Raw genomic sequence first — 20353 nt, forward strand, 5'->3', positions numbered from 1 at the left:
TTGGATTTAAGTAGTACACCTTTATACATACCTATAAATTGTCCTTTATATCATTAATTATGTCAATATTATTTGCTAAAAAATGCTGCAAAAGCTGATTTTATCAATAAATTCTTATATTCTTAAGAATTTATCTTCTTATATTTTTAACAATATAAATTGTAAAATTGTTTAAAGTACAAACTATTTTATTGTTGTAAAGTTTGGTTTAACTACCCCTTAATCTTGACTAAGTATTATAAAAGTATCCTTATGAATATCAATTTATAAAAGGCTAATTTATAAATTGATGATAAGTCAGATCTATTTGTCAACAAAAGTCTCACATTGAGTACTCAATTCACTAACTGAATGTTCCCCATTGATAAGTACATTTGTAGCTTTACAGTTATGATTCTCGTTAAACACACACTTTACTGCTTCACACCTTATGCCTGGGCTAACTACTATCTCATTATCTGAAAAAACTTGCATCAGTTCTCCGGTATAATTTGTATTAGTCATACTCTTAACTGAATTCTTAAAGCTTTTCTCAGCAAAGGTGGAGCACAATGTTCCTTCTGAACTATGTGCATTATCTCCTTTTATATGTATCTGACCAGCAGTACAAAAGCCTCCTGAAACATTGTTAACGCAATTTTCAGCATTACAACTAAGTTTTGCCATATCATAATCTCTCCTTGATATCTATGTATGATTTTTTCTTTAGCTAATTTTTGCATATCTGCCTTTTCTGAACGTATGTGAAGAAATTCTGGCAGGCGATTAATCTTTATTTTTTATTCTTTCTCCCATATGCATTTAAGGTAACTCCACATACTTATCTATAGATTTATCTTAAATATGATTTCCTAAAGAATAAAAAAGTGGCTGAAGCGAACTTCTTCGGCGACTTTTTTTGCGCATCTGCCTTTTCTGAACGTATGTGAAGAAATTCTGGCAGGCGATTAATCTTTATTTTTTATTCTTTCTCCCATATGCATTTAAGGTAACTCCACATACTTATCTATAGATTTATCTTAAATATGATTTCCTAAAGAATAAAAAAGTAAAAGCTTACATATTTAATAGTGTAATAGTATTTTTATCATATATAACTTAAATAATTCATTTATTGGCTCTATAAGTTTGCTTAGGTTATAATATTTAGCTTACTACAAATTTTTTATACTAATCCATGGGCAAGTGTTTTCAAATACTACCTAAAGATGTATAATAAAACCAAGTAAAGGATTTCATAAGCAAAAATATAAATATTTAATCCTTTGGGGTATCGGGAGGTTATTATAATATGACTACATTTGTTTTAGTTATAGCTTCAGTAATGATAATAAGTGCTTTGGCTATAAAGGTCTATATTTTATTCCGTTATTTTAAACAAAAAGAAAATGAAACTGCATTTGCTGAAACCAATTCAGTACTATCGGCTTATAAGAACTTAAATGAAAAAGGTATAGTTTCAAGTGATCAAATGGAACAACTACTATCACAATATAAGAAGTCTGAAAGCTCACAGAAACTAGAAGAAGAGAAAAACGCCTTACTTAAGCTAAAAGATTTGAATATATTATCACCGGAAGAATATAACGAAAAGATGTTTATATTAGAAGATTTATATAAGTGTGGCAAGATTTAAAAAAAGGGCACCTAGAAAAAATAGGTGCAAGTAATCATAGGAATCAGTTGCCATTATATCCCTAGTATTATTTTCACATATAAAAAGGAAAATATACAGAACAAAAGAAAAAAATTATTATTAAATTTGTAAATTTTCTGTTAACAAAATACAAATTCAATATTTACATAAAAAATATTCTATGTAATATTTGATTTTTTATACAAAAGATTTTCATAATTTCTTAGATAGTAAAAAAAAATGAGTGCATAAGCACTCATTTTATATTAAAAATTATTCTACAACACTTACCTTTAATAGGTTTGTAGCACCAACTTGGTCTACAGGAACTCCAGCAGCAACTACAACAGTATCTCCACTATTTATACATCCCTTAGCTTTAACTGTAGAAACTGATTTTTCCATCATTTCATCAGTTGAAGTAGCTTTTTCTGCAACTATTGGGTATACTCCAAAGCTTAAAGCTAATGTCTTAGCAACTCTTTCATTTGGAGTCACTGCAAATATAGGACAATCTGGTCTGTTTTGAGAAATTCTTCTAGCAGTAGCACCAGTTTGAGTTGAAGTTATTATTGCAGCAGCTTGTAATTCATGTGCAGCATTGCAAGCAGCTCTGCTTATAACTCCAGATATAGCAGGTACATGCTTCTTAGCTGTTGAAACTGCTAATTCATAGCTTAATTTCTTTTCAGTTTCTTCTGCTATTCTAGCCATAGTTTGAACTGCTTCTACTGGCCAGCTACCATTTGCTGATTCACCTGAAAGCATTATAGCATCTGTTCCATCAAGGATAGCATTAGCTACGTCTGAAACTTCTGCTCTTGTTGGTCTTGGGTTTCTCATCATAGAATCAAGCATTTGAGTTGCAGTTATAACTGGCTTACCAACTGTGTTACATTTTTCTATTATAAGCTTTTGTACTGATGGTACTTTTTCTATTGGAATTTCAACACCTAGGTCTCCTCTAGCTACCATGATACCATCTGAAACAGCTATTATTTCATCTAGGTTGTCAACACCTTCTTGATTTTCAATCTTTGAGAAGATTTGAATATCAGCTCCGCCGTTTTCTACAAGAACCTTTCTTATAGCTTCAACGTCAGCAGCTTTTCTTATGAAAGATGCAGCAACAAGATTAACTCCTACTTCGCAACCAAACTTAAGGTCAGCTATATCTTTTTCTGTCATTGCAGGAAGTTTTATAGCAACTCCTGGAACGTTAACTCCCTTATGAGTACCTACAACACCTGTGTTCTTAACAACACACTTTATTACGTTTCCGTCTACTGCAGTTACTTCTAATCCAACAAGACCGTCATCTATTAAGATCATGTTACCTGGCTTAACATCATTGCCTAGTCCAGCATATGTAACTGAACATTTAGTTGTATCACCAACTACATCTCCACCTGCATATATTGTAAATTCTGATCCTACAGTTAATTCAACCTTACTTGGTTCAAACTTTCCAGTTCTTATTTCTGGTCCTTTAGTATCAAGCATAACAGCTATTTGCTTGTCATACTTCTTAGCTAATTCCTTAACTGCAAGCATTCTTCCTTTATGTTCTTCATGATCTCCATGTGAGAAGTTATGTCTTGAAACATTCATTCCTGTTTCAATAATTTGTGATAAAATTTCTTCATTTTCACTAGCTGGTCCAATTGTACAAATAATTTTTGTTTTTCTCATGAAAATACACTCCCTCTTTTTTTTTAACCCCAAATACGTGTTGTTTAGAGCTGACTAAAGATACTTTTTTCTTTAGCTCACTTATCTATCTATTAAAACATGACATAAATTAACCTGGTTAATCAAGATATACTTTCCTAATTAACTAGCTAAATTAATCAAAAATCTACTTACCCTAAAAAGAGATTTTCAACTTGGCATGTATAATATACATTTATTATTCCAGTAATACTATATTTATAAGCTTGTATAGATATAATTATTTAATTGAAAATCTACTATAACTTGCTCTAAATACATAAATTAAATAATTTATTCAATTTATGTGTGCTCAAGCTTTAAACCCTAAATAAAAACTTATGCACACATAGATTACATTCTATCATATTATCGCATTAATAGAAAACAAAATTTTAATATGAAAGTGCAGTAGCTATCTCATATAATTTCTCATCAAATTTTCTTTCCATAGCTAATGCTTCGTCTATATCCATATCCATTATTTGATTATTTTTTATTCCAACTACTCTGCAAGTTTTTCCTTCAAGTAGTAACTCAACTGCTTTAGCTCCCATCTTTGAAGCAAGAACTATATCTGCTGCAGATGGACTTCCACCTCTTTGTATATGTCCTAATATTGTTGCTCTAGTTTCCAGTCCAGTAACTTCTTCTATGTGTTTAGCTAAATCTTCTGCTCCACCAACACCTTCTGCAAGAAGGATAAGGTTATGCATCTTGCCTTTAGCTTTTCCTTCTAGAATAGTTTTGCATAGTTCATCTTGATTAAACCCTTTTTCTGGTACTACTATTGCTTCAGCTCCACCTGCAAGACCTGCATATAAAGCCAAATCTCCACAGTGTCTTCCCATTACTTCTACAACAGATACTCTTTCATGAGAAGTTGATGTATCTCTTAATTTATTTACTGCATCGATAACAGTATTTAAAGCTGTATCAAAGCCTATTGTATAATCTGTGTAAGCTAAGTCATTATCTATTGTTCCTGGAAGACCTATAGTCTTAACTCCAAGCTTAGATATAAGTTTAGCACCTGTAAAGGAACCATCACCACCAACAACAACAAGTGCATCAACACCGTATGCTTTTAGTATGTTAGCTGCCTTCTTTCTTCCTTCTTCATGTCTGAATTCTTCACATCTTGCTGTTCTTAGGATTGTACCACCTCTTTGGATGATATCTGATACGCTGCTTCTATCCATCTTAAAAAGTTCCCCATTTATAAGACCAGCGTACCCTCTTTTTATCCCCATAACTTCCAATCCATTATGTAAAGCCATTCTTACCACAGCTCTTACTGCAGCATTCATTCCTGGTGCATCTCCACCACTTGTTAAAACAGCGATTTTTTTCATAATATTTCCTCCTCCACACATTCATGGACATTTATAGTCCCACCTGTGCTAAATATTACCCACATTTATTAACTAGATTAATTTTACATAAACTACGAAGATTTTTCAACGTATAAATTATAATTTTAGTTAAATTATCTTCATAAAATTTAGCTTAATAACGCTTGAATATTCTGACAAATAAAATTAAAATTACTTCATATTAATTCCCCAAATAAATTCTAACTAATATTTTCATAATTTTCAATGATTTTATGTTGAAATGTAGAAATACATGACGAAACATTGGGGATTGATACAATTTATTATATCCTTTTTGTGATATTTTTATATGTGGTTAAAAAATATATGAAATCCTTTAACTTACAGGATATTATTTTTAAATTTCTTTTCTTATTTTCTACATATTTTTTGTTGTGCTTAAATTACTACTTTGAGTGCTAAAATTTATGAAACTCTCATATTTTAAAAGAACAAAAAATATTAATAGCTAACTGTAAAAGCATAAAAACAAATAACAGACTATAGGCATACTACATAAAGAGTATGCCTTAGACTGTTATCTTACATAGACATACTACTTCAAAATGAACTCTATCAAAATAAAACTTCGTAGATTCATCGAAAGCTTTATTTTGAGTCTAAGGATTGAAGTAGTTTGTCTGTTCAGAGGAATAGATATTCCAGTTCTATAATCTTGTAATACCCTAGAAATCATTCTTACTATTAATGGTATTTTTGTCGATTTATATATTTTACTTTGAACTGGTATATCTATAACAATTAAATTTTCGATTTAAAATTAATCCACAACTTTTATATTTTCATCCCCAAAATATCCACTTAATGTTGCTATTATATCCCCATCTAAAGATACCCACAAATCCTTACTTAATCTAAAGTTTTGTCTCTCTTTTTCAGAGAATATATATATAGGGGTTTCTCCCTTAAAGGGCTCTAATATTGTTTTTAAAAGCTTATTTACAGCTCTAGCCTTTTCATTATCCTGAACTCTTATATAAATCTTTGAAGAATTTAGCTTCTCCAATGGCTGTATCTCTTCACAAATCAGCTTAGGAAGTTCATCCTCTTTTATACTAACTCTGCCTCTTACAACCACTAAAGAATCTTCTTTAATTAGTGCATTTACTTTTTCTAAGGTTTTTGGGAAAACTATAACTTCAATAATACCACTAAGATCTTCTAACTTTAAAAAAGCCATTATGGTATTGTTTCTGGTTACTTTTCTAGACACTTCTGCTATTATTCCACCTATAACCACTCTTTCGCCATCATAAACCGAGGCTGAGGTCATAAGTCCACTATCAATAGAATCACCTAAAGCTTCATCTTCAAGCACTTGGCTATGAGAGAGTAGTATTTTTTCTATTCTAATAGTAGTTTGAAGCTTCAAACTTTGAGCATATTCGTCTAAAGGATGTCCCGTTATATAAAGCCCTGTCATTTCTTTTTCCATAGCTAAAAGATACTTTTTATCAAACTCCTTAATCTCTGGATACTTTATTGTAGGAGTGTCTAATACAGAGTTATCTTCATTTCCAAAAAGGCTTATCTGCCCATCAATATTTCGTTTTCTCTGGTTTCCTATACTGTCTAACACTCTTTCATAGACTGCAAGTAACCTTGATCTAAATATTTTAAAGCAATCAAAGGCACCAGCCTTTATTAAACTTTCTGTTGCTCTTTTGTTAATAGTGGATAGGTCCACCTTGTTTGCAAAGTCTATAAGTGATTTAAAGTGTCCCTTTTCCCTTCTGGAACTAACTACGCTTTCTACTACATTCATACCAACATTTTTTATAGCTGCAAGTCCAAATCTTATTGTATCGCCTTTAACTGTAAACTTTGAATAACTTTCATTTATATCTGGTGGCAACACTTGTATACCTAGACTCTCTGCAAAATTGATATAGTAAGCTACTTTTTCATTTATGCCCATTACCGAATTAAGCATTGCTGCGATGTACTCAACAGGATAATACTTCATAAGATAAGCAGTCTGGAAACCTACTACAGCATAAGCTGCAGCATGGCTTTTATTAAATGCATAAGAAGCAAAGTCCATCATTGAATCAAAAATCTTGTTACCTATCTCTTCTGATATACCGTTTCTAAGACATCCTGGAACTTCGATATCTCCATTTTCATCAACGATTCCATATATAAAGTTCTTTCTTTCTTCTTCCATGACCTTATGCTTTTTCTTAGACATAGCCCTTCTTACAAGGTCACTACGTCCCATAGAGTATCCTCCAAGCTTTCTAACTATCTCCATTACCTGCTCTTGATATACTAAGCATCCATAAGTAACTTTTAATATAGGTTCTAGGTGAGGTGTTAAATAAGTTATCTTATCTGGGTTCTTCTTATTTTCTATGTATCTTGGAATCTCAGCCATAGGACCTGGTCTATATAGAGATATTCCCGCTATTATATCTTCCAAAGAATCTGGCTTTAGTTCTTTCATAAAAGAAGTCATACCAGCAGATTCTAATTGGAATACCCCAACTGTTTTACCTTCTCCTAGCATCCTATAAACTTCTTTATCATCAAAATCTAGCTTATCTAGATCAATATCTATACCACGATTTTGCTTTACCATGTCTACTGCATCTTTCATTACAGTCAAGGTTCTAAGTCCAAGAAAGTCCATTTTTAAGAGACCTAGCTCTTCTAGAGTAACCATATCAAACTGTGTTACTACGTTATCTTCATTTTTTTGCAGTGGTACATACTCAACTAAGGGACGTGAAGCTATTACTACACCCGCAGCATGGGTAGATGAATGTCTTGGTAGTCCTTCAAGCTCCCTACTAACATCTATTAATTCCTTAACTCTTGCATCATTATCGTATTCACTTTTAAGTTCAGGATTTAGCTCTAACGCCTTATCAATGGTTATAGTAACCCCTTGCATATTAGGAGGTATCATCTTAGCTATCTTATCAACTTCGCTATAAGAATAGTTCATGGCTCTTCCCACATCTCTTATACAGCCTCTAGCAGCCATAGTACCGAAGGTTATAATCTGAGATACATTGTCCATGCCATACTTTTCTACAACATAATCTATTACTTCCTGTCTTCTTTCATAGCAAAAGTCACTATCTATATCAGGCATACTTATTCTCTCTGGATTTAAGAATCTCTCAAATAGCAAGCTATACTTAATAGAATCAATCTTTGTTATTCCAAGAGTATACGCAACTAAGGATCCGGCCCCAGAACCTCTTCCTGGTCCAGTTGGTATACCATTATCATTGGAGTACTTTATAAAGTCCCAAACTATTAAAAAGTAGTCCACATATCCCATCTGATTTATAACTGATAGCTCATAATTCAATCTATCTATATAAAGCTTGGCTTCATCGTTTGTTTCACCAAATTCTATTATCTTGTCTAAGTCAAAATCCTTATGTAAAAAATTTTTAAAGACCTCATATCTTTCAATAAGTCCTTTAAAGCAAACCTCTCTCATATACTCAAAAGGATCAGTTCCTTCTGGTAATGGAAACTTAGGAAGCTTTGATGTATGGAATTCATATTCAAAGTTGCACATATCTGCTATCTTCTGAGTATTTTCCAGTGCTTCCGGCACATATGAAAACATATTCCACATCTCTTCAGCTGATTTTAAATAAAATTGATCTGAAGGGTATCTCATTCTGTTCTCTTCATCTACAGTCTTTCCAGTCTGTATGCATAGAAGTACATCATGAGATCTAGAATCTTTTTTCTCAATATAATGAACATCATTTGTGGCTACAAGAGGCAAATCCAGCTCCTTAGCTAACTCAATGTTCATATCATTAACTTTTCTCTCATCATCAGTACCATGATACTGAATCTCCAGATAAAATCCATCTTTAAAGGTCTCTTTATAAAATAAAGCAGCATTTTTAGCTTTTTCTTTATTTCCATTTAGTAAATTTGATTGCACCTCTCCACCGAGACATGCACTTAAGGCTATCAAACCTTCACTATGATTCTTTAAAAACTCATGGTCTGTTCTCGGCTTATAGTAAAAACCTTCCGTAGAAGCTTTTGATACTATCTTCATTAGATTTTCATAGCCTTTTTCATTCTTTACAAGAAGAACAAGATGATAAGTTTTATTATCCGAATCAACATTCTTTATGTGCATAGACTTAGGTACCACATAGACTTCACAGCCTAAAATTGGCTTTATGCCAGCATTTTTTGCAGCTTTATAAAAATCAACACATCCATACATTACTCCATGGTCTGTAATAGCTATACTGTCCATACCAAGGTCTTTAGCCTTTGATATTACCTTATCTATCTTTCCAGAACCATCTAGTAAACTATATCCTGTATGAAGATGAAGATGAGTAAACTTCTTATCACTCAATACGCCCCTCCTCCTTCTGTTAATCTATATCTATCTTAAGTTAACTTAAACCTTTCTATAAGTTCCTATATTTGTACACTTCATATTAAAATTTATATTTTAAAACTATCCTATCATAAGCCATATGTGCTTTAAAAACAATTCTCACATCGAGATGCTACATCTTCAAATAACAAATCTAATTTATATTTATTATAACTCTTCTTGCCTATCATGTACATAATTAGCGGCCTGCCTAAATTTGTTAGCAGCCTCTTCTGGAGAGGTTACATTTATGAAAACCTGAGTACTCATCTCAAAGCCTGCAAAGAAACCTTCTCTAGGAAATATATCAATGTAAAAATGACTTAATGAATCATTATTTTTCTCGATATAATAACATATGTTAAGAGCTATATCCCCTAAACTATGAAAAATCATAGAAAACACCTTTGCCATTAAGTCTGATAACCTAGTTATATTTTCAGAATTAAAAACGTCCTCTATAGAGCTTGAATGTTTTCTCCACGCTATTCTTATTTGATTCTGAACATAAGAACCATAAGGTGAATAGACTATATAATGTTCATTATCAAATATTACTCTCTCCTTAAAAGAAAGCTCTGAATTGATTTCCTCACAAACCAAACAACCTGAACTTTTTGAAGTTCTGCTAGTAGGGGTAAAATTGAGAGCTATTATCTGAGAATGAGGATGTTCTATAGATGCACCTCCTTTAACTCCGTAGTTTTTAAAAATCTGTATAAACGCCATATCCTTGTCTTCAAAACATTTCTCTACGGTATATTTATAAGCTGTAAATATATCTCTCCACTTTTCAACATCGTATTGATATAACTTTGTGTTATGCTCTAGTGTCTCAATAACAACATAATGATAGCCTTTAATACTTTCTCCATCTTCCACTATTGTCGGATATTTGTTTTTCACTACCCTTACTTTCCAGTGATCTTTTCCTGTCCTATATATTTCAATAGGAGTTTCTTCCTCATTACCCTTGCAGAAAGGACATTTAATGTCATGTACAGGCATATCAGTGTCTGAAGATATTCTAAGCTTATGATTACTGTGAATAGGTCTATTGCTCCTATTGGTAGCTATTATTACTTGTCTTCCTGTTAATTTATCTACTCTAATCTCATTCATACTTGGTAACTCCTTAATGTATAAACTATAGGTTATGTTTAATTTCAACATGATGCTTTAACATAACCAAACAATATTAAGCTTTATTAATAAAGTCTATCTTTCTTCAACTTCCTATATTGAGATTATTGACTAATATGCTTCAAAAATGTACTAAAGTATTTTTCTTTGGTAAACTTTTTGTGCAACTGGCTTTTCTTTTCTGAATATATGTGAAAAAATCCTGTTAGATAAGTAAAAATAGGATTAAATACAAGAATTTGATTTTCTTATACTTAACCCTAATGCTATTCTTCACTTAATGATAAAATCTACATACACATCTATATTCAATAATATTACTTGAATTAATCTCATTTAAGCATCTGGCTATTAATAGCACATAAATGCTTTAACAGCACCTTTAAATCTGTCCTGATCTTATTTCGTCTGCGATTTTTTCAATCTTCCTAAGTCTGTGATTTATTCCCGACTTACCTACTGGAGGATCTAGCATCTCACCTAATTCCTTTAAAGATTCATCAGGATATGACAATCTGAGCTCTGCAACTTCTCTCAGGTTTTTAGGCAATCTTGCAAGTCCTATTTGCCTTTGTATAAGCTTTATACTTTCAACCTGTCTTACAGCGGCATTTACAGTTTTACTTAAGTTGGCAGTTTCACAATTTACAAGCCTATTTACGTTATTTCTCATTTCCTTCATTATTCTTATATTTTCTAGTTCTAATAGCGAAGAATGAGCCCCTATAACATTTAATAAATCTACTATTTGTTCGCCTTCTTTAATATAAACAATATAACTATTCTTCCTTTGTATCACTTTTGAATTAAGTGCAAAGGTATTTATAACATCTCTTAGATCTTCTGCATATTCTAAGGAATGGGTGACCAACTCTAGATGGTAATTTTTCTCTGGATTGCTTATGCTTCCACCACCGATAAAGGCGCCTCTTACATAAGCCCTTCTTTTTTCCTCATCTGACACTATGTCTTGATCAATCCTATAATCTAAGGTGGTGATACCTTCTACTTCTCTCAATATTCCTGTATCTCTAAGAAGGTCCTTAACACCCATTTCCTCTGTTATAAGAACCATATAAATATTATTCTTCTTCAATGAGTTACTTCTCTTTACCATAAGCCTAGAATGTATATTAAAATGATCCTTTAATAAAGTAAAAACTAACCTAGCACAGGCAGGATTTTCTGTGGTTATCTTAAAGCTAATCTGTCTTCCACTAAAAGCTAAGGTTCCACTAACCTTCATTATTGCAGAAATTTCTGCCAATGCCTCATTTTTATTCAAATCAGTATATCTGCATATTTCTCCTTTAACTTTTGACGAAAATGACATAAATACCCCTTCCTTGCTACTTTTCCTTTAGTCTTTGTGATAAGTACATATATTCTAATATCTTTTTTCTATCATATAAAAGCTTTTTCTCCATAACTGTTTGCATTATTACTTCGGCCAATCTCTCAGAGTTATGTCTTACTAGCCCTTTATTTATGTTTACAAGATTAGCCTTTACCACCTCTATGCCCATCCTTTGAAGTTCTGGCAAGTCTATGTCAACAATCTCTGAGCCATCTTCCATATATCTTTTCTTAAGTTCATCAGATATATTGTCCACATTAGCTATTACACAATCAACAATCTCTTTACCACAATAATCATTTAATATCTTAATGTGATCAGATACTTTAAAGCCATCTGTTTCTCCAGGCTGTGTCATTATATTTGATACATAAATCTTAAAAGCTTTACTTTTTCTTACTGAATTAGTTATTTCTTTTACCAACATATTAGGTATAACACTTGTATATAAGCTTCCTGGTCCTAAAACTATGGCATCAGCCTCTCTTATTGCATCTATAGCATCATCTAAAGGCTTTGCATCTTCTGGGATTATGGATAACTTCTTTATTCTAGTTTTACTCTCATAGGCTATCTCAGGAATCATAGACTCTCCCTCAATGATTTGCCCATCGGCCAATTCAGCTTTTAACTTCATATTTTCCAAGGTAACAGGTAATACTTTTCCAGTAACAGCAAGAACTGAACTCATCTTTTGAACTGCATCTTCAAAGTTGTCAGAGATACCGTCCATAGCTGCTAAAAATAAATTGCCAAAGCTTTGATTCTTAAGTCTTCCATCTTTAAATCTATATTGAAGTAGGTCTTCCATAAGAGGCTCCGTATCTGCAAGAGATAATATACAGTTTCTTATATCACCTGGTGGCAGTATACCAAGGTCCTCTCTTAAGTCTCCAGAACCGCCTCCATCATCTGCAACAGTTACTATAGCCGTAATATTAGAGGTATAATACTTTAAACCTCTAAGCATGGTAGACAGCCCTGTTCCACCACCTATTACAACTATTTTAGGACCTTTAACTAAAAGTCTCTTTTCATATATAAGATTTTCTATCTTCTCATTATCGAAGGAAACTTTTATATATCCCTTATTCATTAGGGCTATCACTGCCTTGATTCCCTCAGTAACGGATACATAAATTATGAAAATTCCTGTTATATTTAAAAATATAAAGAAAACCATGTAAGGTGTATTATAAACCTTATGTTGAACCAATTCGTTAAGGCCAAAAGCTATAAACAAGATACCTAGTATAGCATATAAAATCCACCTTTTAAGTTTTATACCTGGTTTTAGCCAGTCTATAAGTCTCATAGCTTTTTAGCTCCTCTATTAACATCTTCGTTGACGTCTCTATGCTCAATTGTAGCCTTGAATCCACTGCTATTTAAATCCTCACATATTGCATTTGCTATGGCTACAGATCTATGTCTTCCGCCAGTGCAGCCTATAGATACTATAAGCTGTCTTTTACCTTCCTTTGCGTAGTTAGGTATTAAAAACTTCAACATGTCATCTATCTTATCCATAAACTTCTTAGTTTCTTCTTTTTCCAAAACATATTTTTTTACAGGCTCATCATTTCCTGAAAAAGGTTTAAGCTCTGGTATATAGAATGGATTAGGCAAAAATCTTACATCAAATACCAAATCAGAATCCATAGGTATTCCATATTTAAATCCAAAAGACACAACAGTGATTGTTAATGGTCTTTCGGTTGTTGAGCCACTTCCATATAGTAAGTTAAGTTTTTCTCTCAAGTCTCTTATTGCATATTTAGAAGTATCTATTATATTATCAGCTCTATCTTTTATCTCTCTAAGTTTTTTTCTCTCTTCCTCAATACCGTTTATAACCCTTCCGTCTGGAGCAAGTGGATGACTTCTTCTAGACTCTTTGAATCTTTTTACAAGCACCTCATCTGACGCTTCAAGGAACAGTATTTCATACTTTAGTTGATTTTCCTTCAAAGAATGCAGAGTTTCGAATAAATCTTCGAAAAAGATCCCACCTCTTATATCCATTACTAATGCTATTTTATCGATTTTCCCATCACTTTGCTGACACGCCTCTGCAAACTTACATATAAGCTTTGGAGGTAAATTATCTACGCAAAAGTATCCCAAATCTTCTAAACTTCTTGTGGTTTCTGTCTTACCGGCTCCAGAAAGACCAGTTACTATCACAAATCTCATAAATATCCTCCTTGCCACATCCTTAAGTATTTCATCTTTATACGTATCACTTCATAATAAAATCTATATTTTCGGATTGAAGTGCTACATCTTTATATACTCACTTTGAATAGTACATCATAAAATGCTATACGATTTTAAAAAGTAACTATTCTCACTTATGAGTAAAAATATTCTTACATTAAATTATATCACATAATGTAACTTTTATAGATATACAATTTTAAAGTTGCATTTATGCCTAAATAAAACCTTAAAATTATATACGTTTATGCTCACAATAGCATTTAAATTAATAGCAAGTTTTCAAAACTCTCTAGGAATCCTTGAGAGTTTTGAAAACTATAATGCAGATTGAATTTGTATAATTTTATATTTTCCTACTAAAAAAAATAAGCTTTTTCATTATACTTTGTGAGAGCTTTAGTCTTCACGGTTGATTCCTATCCATTATAATTAAGGTGTTAACCTTGTTCTATCTCTAGGAAATAAAGTTGCTTCTCTTATATTGTTTAGCTGTAATAGTTGAGCAGTTATTCTCTCTAACCCTATAGCTAATCCTCCATGGGGCGGCATTCCATACTTAAAAGATTCAAGATAAAAACCAAAATCCTCTGGATTTAATCCCTTATACTTCATATTTTCCACAAGCTCAGAATATTCGTTTATCCTCTGACCACCTGTAGTTATTTCAACTCCCCTAAATAATAAGTCAAAACTTCTAGTTCCAAGCTCACCCTTAGGCATGGTATACATAGGTCTTTTACTTCTTGGATAATTAGTAATAAATATGAACTCAGAATCAAGCTCTTCTTTAGCATATTGGTATATTTGCTTTTCACCCAATGGGTCTAGATCTCCAACAAGATCACTACGACAGTATTTAGCCTTCAATATTTCTATCGCCTCTTGCAAAGTAATTTGAGGTATAGCCTCTCTAATTTGTGGTATTATTATTCCAAGTTCTTCAAACTTACCCTTATACTCATTCTCTATCTTACAAAGTATAAACTTTAAAAGCTCTGTCTCAAGCTCAATTAGTTGCTGCTCATCTTCTATAAATCCCATTTCCAAATCCATGCTCACATACTCATTTATATGTCTTGAAGTATTATGCTCTTCAGCTCTATAAACATGGCCTATTTCAAAAACTCGTTCGTATCCAGCTGCCACCATCATCTGCTTATAGGTCTGTGGACTTTGCGCTAAATAAGCCTGTTTTTCAAAATAGTTAACTTTAAATAAAGCAGTGCCTCCCTCAGCACCTTCAGAAACTAGCTTTGGTGTGTATATCTGAGTAAAGCCCTCCTTTATCAAAAACTCGGAAAAGCCTTGAGATATAGCAGCTTGAATTTTAAATATAAAGTTATTATCTTCATTTCTCAAACTTAATACTCTATTATTAAGCTGCGTTTCCAAATTACTTTCCATAGGGCTTTTATTTATAGTTATAGGTAGCTCATCTTTAACTAAGGTTATCACCTCAACCTTTTCTGCTTGAAGCTCAATATTACTGATTTTATTTTTTCCTTCAACTACATTGCCCCATATAGCTAATACAGATTCTAATTTTATACCTTGTATATCTAATTGGTTATTATCAACTACACATTGAACCATACCACTTCTATCTCTTAAAACTAAAAAACTAACTTTACTCAAGCTTCTCACTTTATGAAGCCATCCAGTAATCTTTACCTTACTTCCACACTTAAGCTCATTTATTAATGTTCTTTCCATAACAAATTCCTCCTTAAACAATTAAATCTTTAGATATTGATATCAAAATGTTTAAACCTATAAATTTGTATATAACGTTATAAATCTCTATATAAACGGTGATCAGCCGTAGTTTTATATTTATTTAACAAAGCCTTTTCCAGTATACTTATAGATATTTAACTTCAAGCAAGTACCTATAAATAAAGTAAAAAACGCCCCTTGAGTAAACTCAAGGGGCGAATATTGGTATCCAACTTCAACTATTAATTTATGCATACCCGATGATCCCCAGAAGCCGGGATCATCTAATCCCCAGAAGCTGAGATCATCGAACATGTATAAATTAAGTTTTCGTAAAGGATACCTATTATACGCGGTACCACCCTAATTGACTTTTTAGTAAATTAAGCTTCTGGCAGTGAAAATAATTTTTCTTTACTCTTCTACTATATATTCATTTAAGCCATCCAAACATATCTATTCATAGCTTTATCTAAAATATAATTTTCTACGAAAAAGAAATGCTTTCTCATCATACTTTTGGATGCTTTAGATTTTAAGAAGAATTGGTGAAAAACAAAAAACTCCCTCCAATAAAGGAGCGAGCATTACTCACGGTACCATCCTAATTAACCTTAAAAAGTTATCTTTACAATATAACGGTATTTACCCGGCTCAGCCTAATAGATAAATTATTTTTCAGCTTCGCATCTCAGAGATGTCCTTCAAAGTAAATATAAATATGGGCTTCCACCGTCCCCAACTCGCTTCAATTTAAGTTTTTACTTTTACTTTTCTCTTCATTGATTTTATTTGTATAAATTATACATCAATAATACAAATATGTAAACCTGTATTTATTGTATCTTATTCCTATTTTTATTTCTTCTAAGAGCTATTATTAATAAGAAGATAGGTATTACAAATTGCAATGGAACATGAATATATATAGGAACAATATCTAATCCAATATGGAAATGCTGAACAGGATTAGATTTTAGTATATATGAAAGTAAAACTACTATTACACCTAAGATAATAACTATAAAGTTTCTGTATTTAATTTCAACTTTAAAAGTAGCCATAGCCATCTCTACCGAGCAATAAAAAAATATAAGAATCTTATAAAAACCTCCTAGCATTAAGAGGATTATAGCAAAAACATCCAATCTTTGTATAAAGCTGCCAATCTGTATTATACCAATAGATTTCAATATAGGGAATACAGATACCTCAACTATGTTTGCAGATATTGTAGCTATACTCATAATAGAGGCAAAAGCTAAGGCATTTCCGGCAATTATATTAGAGATAAATGAAAGCTTTCTCACTTTGTTCATTTCATTATCCCTAACATTAGGATATATATTCAAAAAAGTTATAGTTTCACCATAAGGCACTGTTATAGCCAATGGAAACAGTAATTTTATGATTGGCCCCCATCCATATTCAAGCACTGGAAGCAGTCGCTCTATCCTTGGCAGCTTATTTACAAATGCAAATACAGTTATTATAGTGATTGTAGTAAAGGTTATTGCATTTAATATAACCGCTCCTCTTCCCATTGCTTCTATGCCTAGGTAAGCACAATATATAGCAGGTATGGTCATAATAAGTATCACCATAATGTCAGGAGTCCTCTGAAGGGCTGTAGATTTTATTATTATTCTAAAATCATTAATTATTCTATTTGCAATATATATATAATAAACTATGTAAACCAAAGATAGAAAAAAACCTACTTTTCCACCAAAGATCTCACGCAAAATTTCCGTAAAATTAGCTCCACTAGTTTTGTTAAATAAAGTACTATATGCAAAAGTTGCTCCAGTACCTATAACCATACCTAAAAATATAACTATCCAAGAATCTTGTTTTGCACTAGTTGCTAGTGGTATTGCTACAGCACTTCCTATTTGAAATAAAATCATCATACGAACAAGTTGTCTTCCGCTTATTTTATTATTCATAAACTTCACCCTATTTTGTAGGCTTAAGTGATTTTGTAGTTGTTCCAGTAGTTGTTATCTCAACCTTAACCTTATATTCTACTGGAATAATTGGGAATTCATTGTCCCAATTCTTTCCTACCTTCTTCCACAGTTTATTTTTATGTATCTTAATACTTCTACCAAACCCGAATATATCTGTTTTAAATTTGTCTTGTATTTCTGACGTCGATTTACTAAATCTCATGACTAGATAATCCTCTGTTTTCCTTTCTATTTGTTTTATGGTACCTGGCTTATCTATTGGTATAACTCCTGTAGCTTCAGCAATGGAGGCCTTTATTTTCATATTAACTATTATTTTCGGTTTACCCATCACTTCTTCTACCGTGATTGTCTTTCTTAAATTCTCAGCTGTTAAATTAATAAATTCCTTTGGATCAACCCAGGGAACTATTATCAAAAAACCTTTTTCACTACCTCTTATTATATTTACTAATGCGCTTTGACTATCATTTAGCCAACCTATGAGTTTATCTCCTTTGAAGGCAGCTACTGGCCCCAGTTGAATGTTTGCGGGTACATCTGAATAATTAATATTTTCTTTACTCATTCCAATATCAGTATCACCAGTCACTATTATACTTGTTAATATAGGTTCTATCCCTTCACTCTGAGTCATTTCTATTAAATCAAACAATCTTACCTTTGTAGTTGCTACCCATATCTTTTCTGAATTTTCTATGGATTGAAAGAGCTTATTAGCCGGATTCTGATCTAATGGTGTTAATACATTAAGTGCATCAGTAGCTTTTTTCCCTCTCAACACAGCAATATAAAAATCACTTCTTATCTCACTATTTCTTAATAAGTAGTCAAGAGTAGTACCAATTCCTTCTCTTGCAAAATCCTCTCCAAATACAAGCATTCTTAAATGTCCTAAGAAGAACTGTCTGGGAATTTCTAAACTTAACCTCCTAATAGCCTCCTCTAAAGACTTGCCTTCCATTCTATAAGTAGTTACAGCAGTACCATCCGCCCCAGATCTATCAGATGCTACTTTATCAGTATTTAATATTTGTACTGTAACTAGATATTTTTCTTTAACTTTATCAATCCCTAAAGCCGTAATTAAAGAAAGCTGTGATGGTTCCTTCGCTCCCCAGCAGCCACCTAATAGGTTACATATCATAATTATAATTAATAATCTAGAAATTCTCTTCATCATAATCACTTCTTAATTAAATTTTTCAATATAAGCTTAAAAATATTCTTTATCTTAGGATCAATAGGGGTATTTTTTGGAGCCATAGTTTTGGGTACAAAAGGCTCCATATAAGGAACACCAAAACTGTTTATGCTACAAAGATAAAATATTGTAACTATTATGCCGCTTATTAAGCCAGGAAGTCCAAGTGTAGTACCTAAAGCAAGCATAACATATCTTAATAATCTTGAAGCGTTGGCCATTATGTATGACGGACATACATAAGTGGCTATCGCAGTTATAGCTACTACTATTATGAGTATTGGTGAAAATATTCCAGCCTCTATAGATGCTTGCCCTAAAATCAAGGCTCCTACTATGGATATTGTTGGACCTACAGCTCTAGGCATTCTTACCGCAGCTTCTCTTAATATATCAAATATAAGCTCTAATATAAAAGCCTCGAAAGCTATAGGAAAGGGCACTCTTTGTCTTTGAGCGGCAATACTTATATATAAGGCTGTTGGAAGCATCTCTTGGTGAAAGGTTAGTATAGCACAATATACTCCTGGGGTAAGCAAGGCTATAATATAGCTTATAAATCGAATAAACATTAAAAAACTTCCTGTATAATTTCTTACATAAAGCTCTTCTGTAGTTTGAAAAAAGTTAGTAAAAACTGCTGGCAGTATTGAAGCAAAAGGAGTCCCATCTACAAGTATAGCTAGTTTTCCTCTCATAAGCGCAGTGGCAACGAAGTCTGGTCTCTCAGAACTATATATTATAGGGAAGGGTGACACTTTATCTCCTTGCAAATAATCCTCTATAATTGCACTGCCTACAACAAATTCTATATTCATATTTTGCAGCTTGTTTTTTACCACACTCAAAACATCCTCATCAACAATTCCTTTTATATAGATAAGTGATACATCAGTCTGAGACTGCTCTCCCAACCTATAATCTTCAAATATTAAATTTCTATTTTTTACTCTTCTTCTAAGCAAAGCTGTATTTGTCCTTAGAGTCTCTGTAAATCCATCTTTAGGCCCTTTAATAACATTTTGTGTAGTAGGCTCTTCAATTCCTCTTTGAGCCCACTTTTTAGAATCAATTGAAATAGCTTTATTACAACTGTCTATAAGTAAAACAGTTTCACCTGCTAATACGCTTTCATACACCTTATCAATATCGGATAATTCATCTATCTCTCCAAAAGCTAGAGAGTGTCTTTTAATAATATCAAACCAATCAATATTCTTACCATTAGAAAGCTTTATATCAGCTATTCTTACATCTATCATTAAAGACTTTAGAATTATGCTATTTACCGTATCATCATCAGAAAGTCCATCTATATAAATTATAAAAGCTTCTATTCTTTCATCTTTTCCTATGGTAAATTCCCTAATTACTATATCATTGCTCTTTCCTAATACACTTTTGATCTTAGATAAGTTTTCTTTTAGATTAGTACTAATTTCATTCATTATTATCACCACTAGTACCTATATTTACTATTAAAATTCCCTAAAAAAAAACTTATATACCAATAGTGGTATATAAGTTTTTTCTATCTTTTTAACTTAATAAGCTAAGTTATAAATTTAAGTATAAAAGAAATATTAAGTTAAAGCTATAAATTATAATATGAAGCCGTA

General features: G+C 32.1%; 14 protein-coding genes and 1 other annotated feature. Of the genes, 1 reads left to right on the top strand and 13 read right to left on the bottom strand.

Annotated features, from left to right (window positions below; translation table 11 throughout):
* Window positions 1-303: 303 nt before the first annotated feature.
* A complete protein-coding gene (locus tag C1I91_RS26740) occupies window positions 304-666 on the bottom strand; it encodes a DUF1540 domain-containing protein (RefSeq protein ID WP_128215652.1) in 363 nt (120 codons plus the stop codon).
* Between the two features lie 625 nt (window positions 667-1291).
* On the opposite strand from C1I91_RS26740, the gene C1I91_RS26745 reads away from it, so the two are divergent.
* Window positions 1292-1636 (top strand): hypothetical protein, encoded by a 345-nt coding sequence (locus C1I91_RS26745; RefSeq protein ID WP_128215653.1) that lies wholly within the window; start codon window positions 1292-1294, stop codon window positions 1634-1636.
* Window positions 1637-1909: 273 nt separating this feature from the next.
* Here C1I91_RS26745 and pyk read toward each other — a convergent pair whose 3' ends face one another.
* From pyk to C1I91_RS26800, 12 genes are all read right to left on the bottom strand, one after another.
* Complete coding sequence (gene pyk / locus C1I91_RS26750; RefSeq protein WP_128215654.1) at window positions 1910-3328, bottom strand: pyruvate kinase; 1419 nt, start codon at window positions 3326-3328, stop codon at window positions 1910-1912.
* Window positions 3329-3741: 413 nt separating this feature from the next.
* Window positions 3742-4701 (bottom strand): 6-phosphofructokinase, encoded by a 960-nt coding sequence (pfkA, locus tag C1I91_RS26755; RefSeq protein ID WP_128215655.1) that lies wholly within the window; start codon window positions 4699-4701, stop codon window positions 3742-3744.
* 802 nt (window positions 4702-5503) lie between these two features.
* The gene (locus C1I91_RS26760; RefSeq protein WP_128215656.1) at window positions 5504-9094 is read right to left on the bottom strand and encodes a DNA polymerase III subunit alpha; all 3591 of its coding nucleotides are present in this window, start codon (window positions 9092-9094) and stop codon (window positions 5504-5506) included.
* Window positions 9095-9286: 192 nt separating this feature from the next.
* Window positions 9287-10240, bottom strand: coding sequence for a galactose-1-phosphate uridylyltransferase (locus tag C1I91_RS26765; protein ID WP_164880677.1), 954 nt, complete (start codon window positions 10238-10240; stop codon window positions 9287-9289).
* A gap of 403 nt (window positions 10241-10643) precedes the next feature.
* Window positions 10644-11594: a DNA-binding protein WhiA gene (whiA, locus tag C1I91_RS26770; RefSeq protein ID WP_128215658.1), complete on the bottom strand. Its 951-nt coding sequence runs from the start codon at window positions 11592-11594 to the stop codon at window positions 10644-10646.
* 16 nt (window positions 11595-11610) lie between these two features.
* A complete protein-coding gene (locus C1I91_RS26775) occupies window positions 11611-12933 on the bottom strand; it encodes a gluconeogenesis factor YvcK family protein (RefSeq protein WP_128215659.1) in 1323 nt (440 codons plus the stop codon).
* A complete protein-coding gene (gene rapZ / locus C1I91_RS26780; protein ID WP_128215660.1) occupies window positions 12930-13814 on the bottom strand; it encodes an RNase adapter RapZ in 885 nt (294 codons plus the stop codon). The genes C1I91_RS26775 and rapZ overlap by 4 nt, the downstream gene beginning before the upstream one ends.
* 456 nt (window positions 13815-14270) lie before the next feature.
* Entirely contained in the window at window positions 14271-15554 is a 1284-nt protein-coding gene (aspS, locus tag C1I91_RS26785; protein WP_128215661.1) for an aspartate--tRNA(Asn) ligase, read from the bottom strand.
* Between the two features lie 120 nt (window positions 15555-15674).
* A complete protein-coding gene (locus tag C1I91_RS28455; RefSeq protein WP_164880678.1) occupies window positions 15675-15812 on the bottom strand; it encodes a hypothetical protein in 138 nt (45 codons plus the stop codon).
* 318 nt (window positions 15813-16130) lie between these two features.
* Window positions 16131-16349: a binding site (T-box leader), on the bottom strand.
* Between the two features lie 44 nt (window positions 16350-16393).
* Entirely contained in the window at window positions 16394-17506 is a 1113-nt protein-coding gene (locus C1I91_RS26790; protein ID WP_128215662.1) for a GerAB/ArcD/ProY family transporter, read from the bottom strand.
* A gap of 10 nt (window positions 17507-17516) precedes the next feature.
* Window positions 17517-18713, bottom strand: a complete 1197-nt coding sequence (locus C1I91_RS26795) for a Ger(x)C family spore germination protein (protein ID WP_128215663.1) — start codon at window positions 18711-18713, stop codon at window positions 17517-17519.
* 2 nt (window positions 18714-18715) lie between these two features.
* Window positions 18716-20182: a spore germination protein gene (locus C1I91_RS26800; protein ID WP_128215664.1), complete on the bottom strand. Its 1467-nt coding sequence runs from the start codon at window positions 20180-20182 to the stop codon at window positions 18716-18718.
* Between the last annotated feature and the right edge of the window lie 171 nt (window positions 20183-20353).

The sequence above is a fragment of the Clostridium manihotivorum genome (assembly GCF_004015185.1).
Classification (GTDB): Bacteria; Bacillota; Clostridia; order Clostridiales; family Clostridiaceae; genus Clostridium_AR; species Clostridium_AR manihotivorum.

Excerpts from the sequence above, each read along its gene's own strand:
- C1I91_RS26745 (WP_128215653.1), top strand. The coding sequence starts at position 1,292 with ATGACTACATTTGTTTTAGTTATAGCTTCAGTAATGATAATAAGTGCT.
- rapZ (WP_128215660.1), bottom strand. The coding sequence starts at position 13,814 with ATGAGATTTGTGATAGTAACTGGTCTTTCTGGAGCCGGTAAGACAGAA.
- whiA (WP_128215658.1), bottom strand. The coding sequence starts at position 11,594 with ATGTCATTTTCGTCAAAAGTTAAAGGAGAAATATGCAGATATACTGAT.
- C1I91_RS26800 (WP_128215664.1), bottom strand. The coding sequence starts at position 20,182 with ATGAATGAAATTAGTACTAATCTAAAAGAAAACTTATCTAAGATCAAA.
- C1I91_RS26790 (WP_128215662.1), bottom strand. The coding sequence starts at position 17,506 with ATGAATAATAAAATAAGCGGAAGACAACTTGTTCGTATGATGATTTTA.
- C1I91_RS26740 (WP_128215652.1), bottom strand. The coding sequence starts at position 666 with ATGGCAAAACTTAGTTGTAATGCTGAAAATTGCGTTAACAATGTTTCA.
- C1I91_RS26765 (WP_164880677.1), bottom strand. The coding sequence starts at position 10,240 with ATGAATGAGATTAGAGTAGATAAATTAACAGGAAGACAAGTAATAATA.
- pfkA (WP_128215655.1), bottom strand. The coding sequence starts at position 4,701 with ATGAAAAAAATCGCTGTTTTAACAAGTGGTGGAGATGCACCAGGAATG.
- C1I91_RS26775 (WP_128215659.1), bottom strand. The coding sequence starts at position 12,933 with ATGAGACTTATAGACTGGCTAAAACCAGGTATAAAACTTAAAAGGTGG.
- C1I91_RS28455 (WP_164880678.1), bottom strand. The coding sequence starts at position 15,812 with ATGCATAAATTAATAGTTGAAGTTGGATACCAATATTCGCCCCTTGAG.
- C1I91_RS26795 (WP_128215663.1), bottom strand. The coding sequence starts at position 18,713 with ATGATGAAGAGAATTTCTAGATTATTAATTATAATTATGATATGTAAC.
- aspS (WP_128215661.1), bottom strand. The coding sequence starts at position 15,554 with ATGGAAAGAACATTAATAAATGAGCTTAAGTGTGGAAGTAAGGTAAAG.
- pyk (WP_128215654.1), bottom strand. The coding sequence starts at position 3,328 with ATGAGAAAAACAAAAATTATTTGTACAATTGGACCAGCTAGTGAAAAT.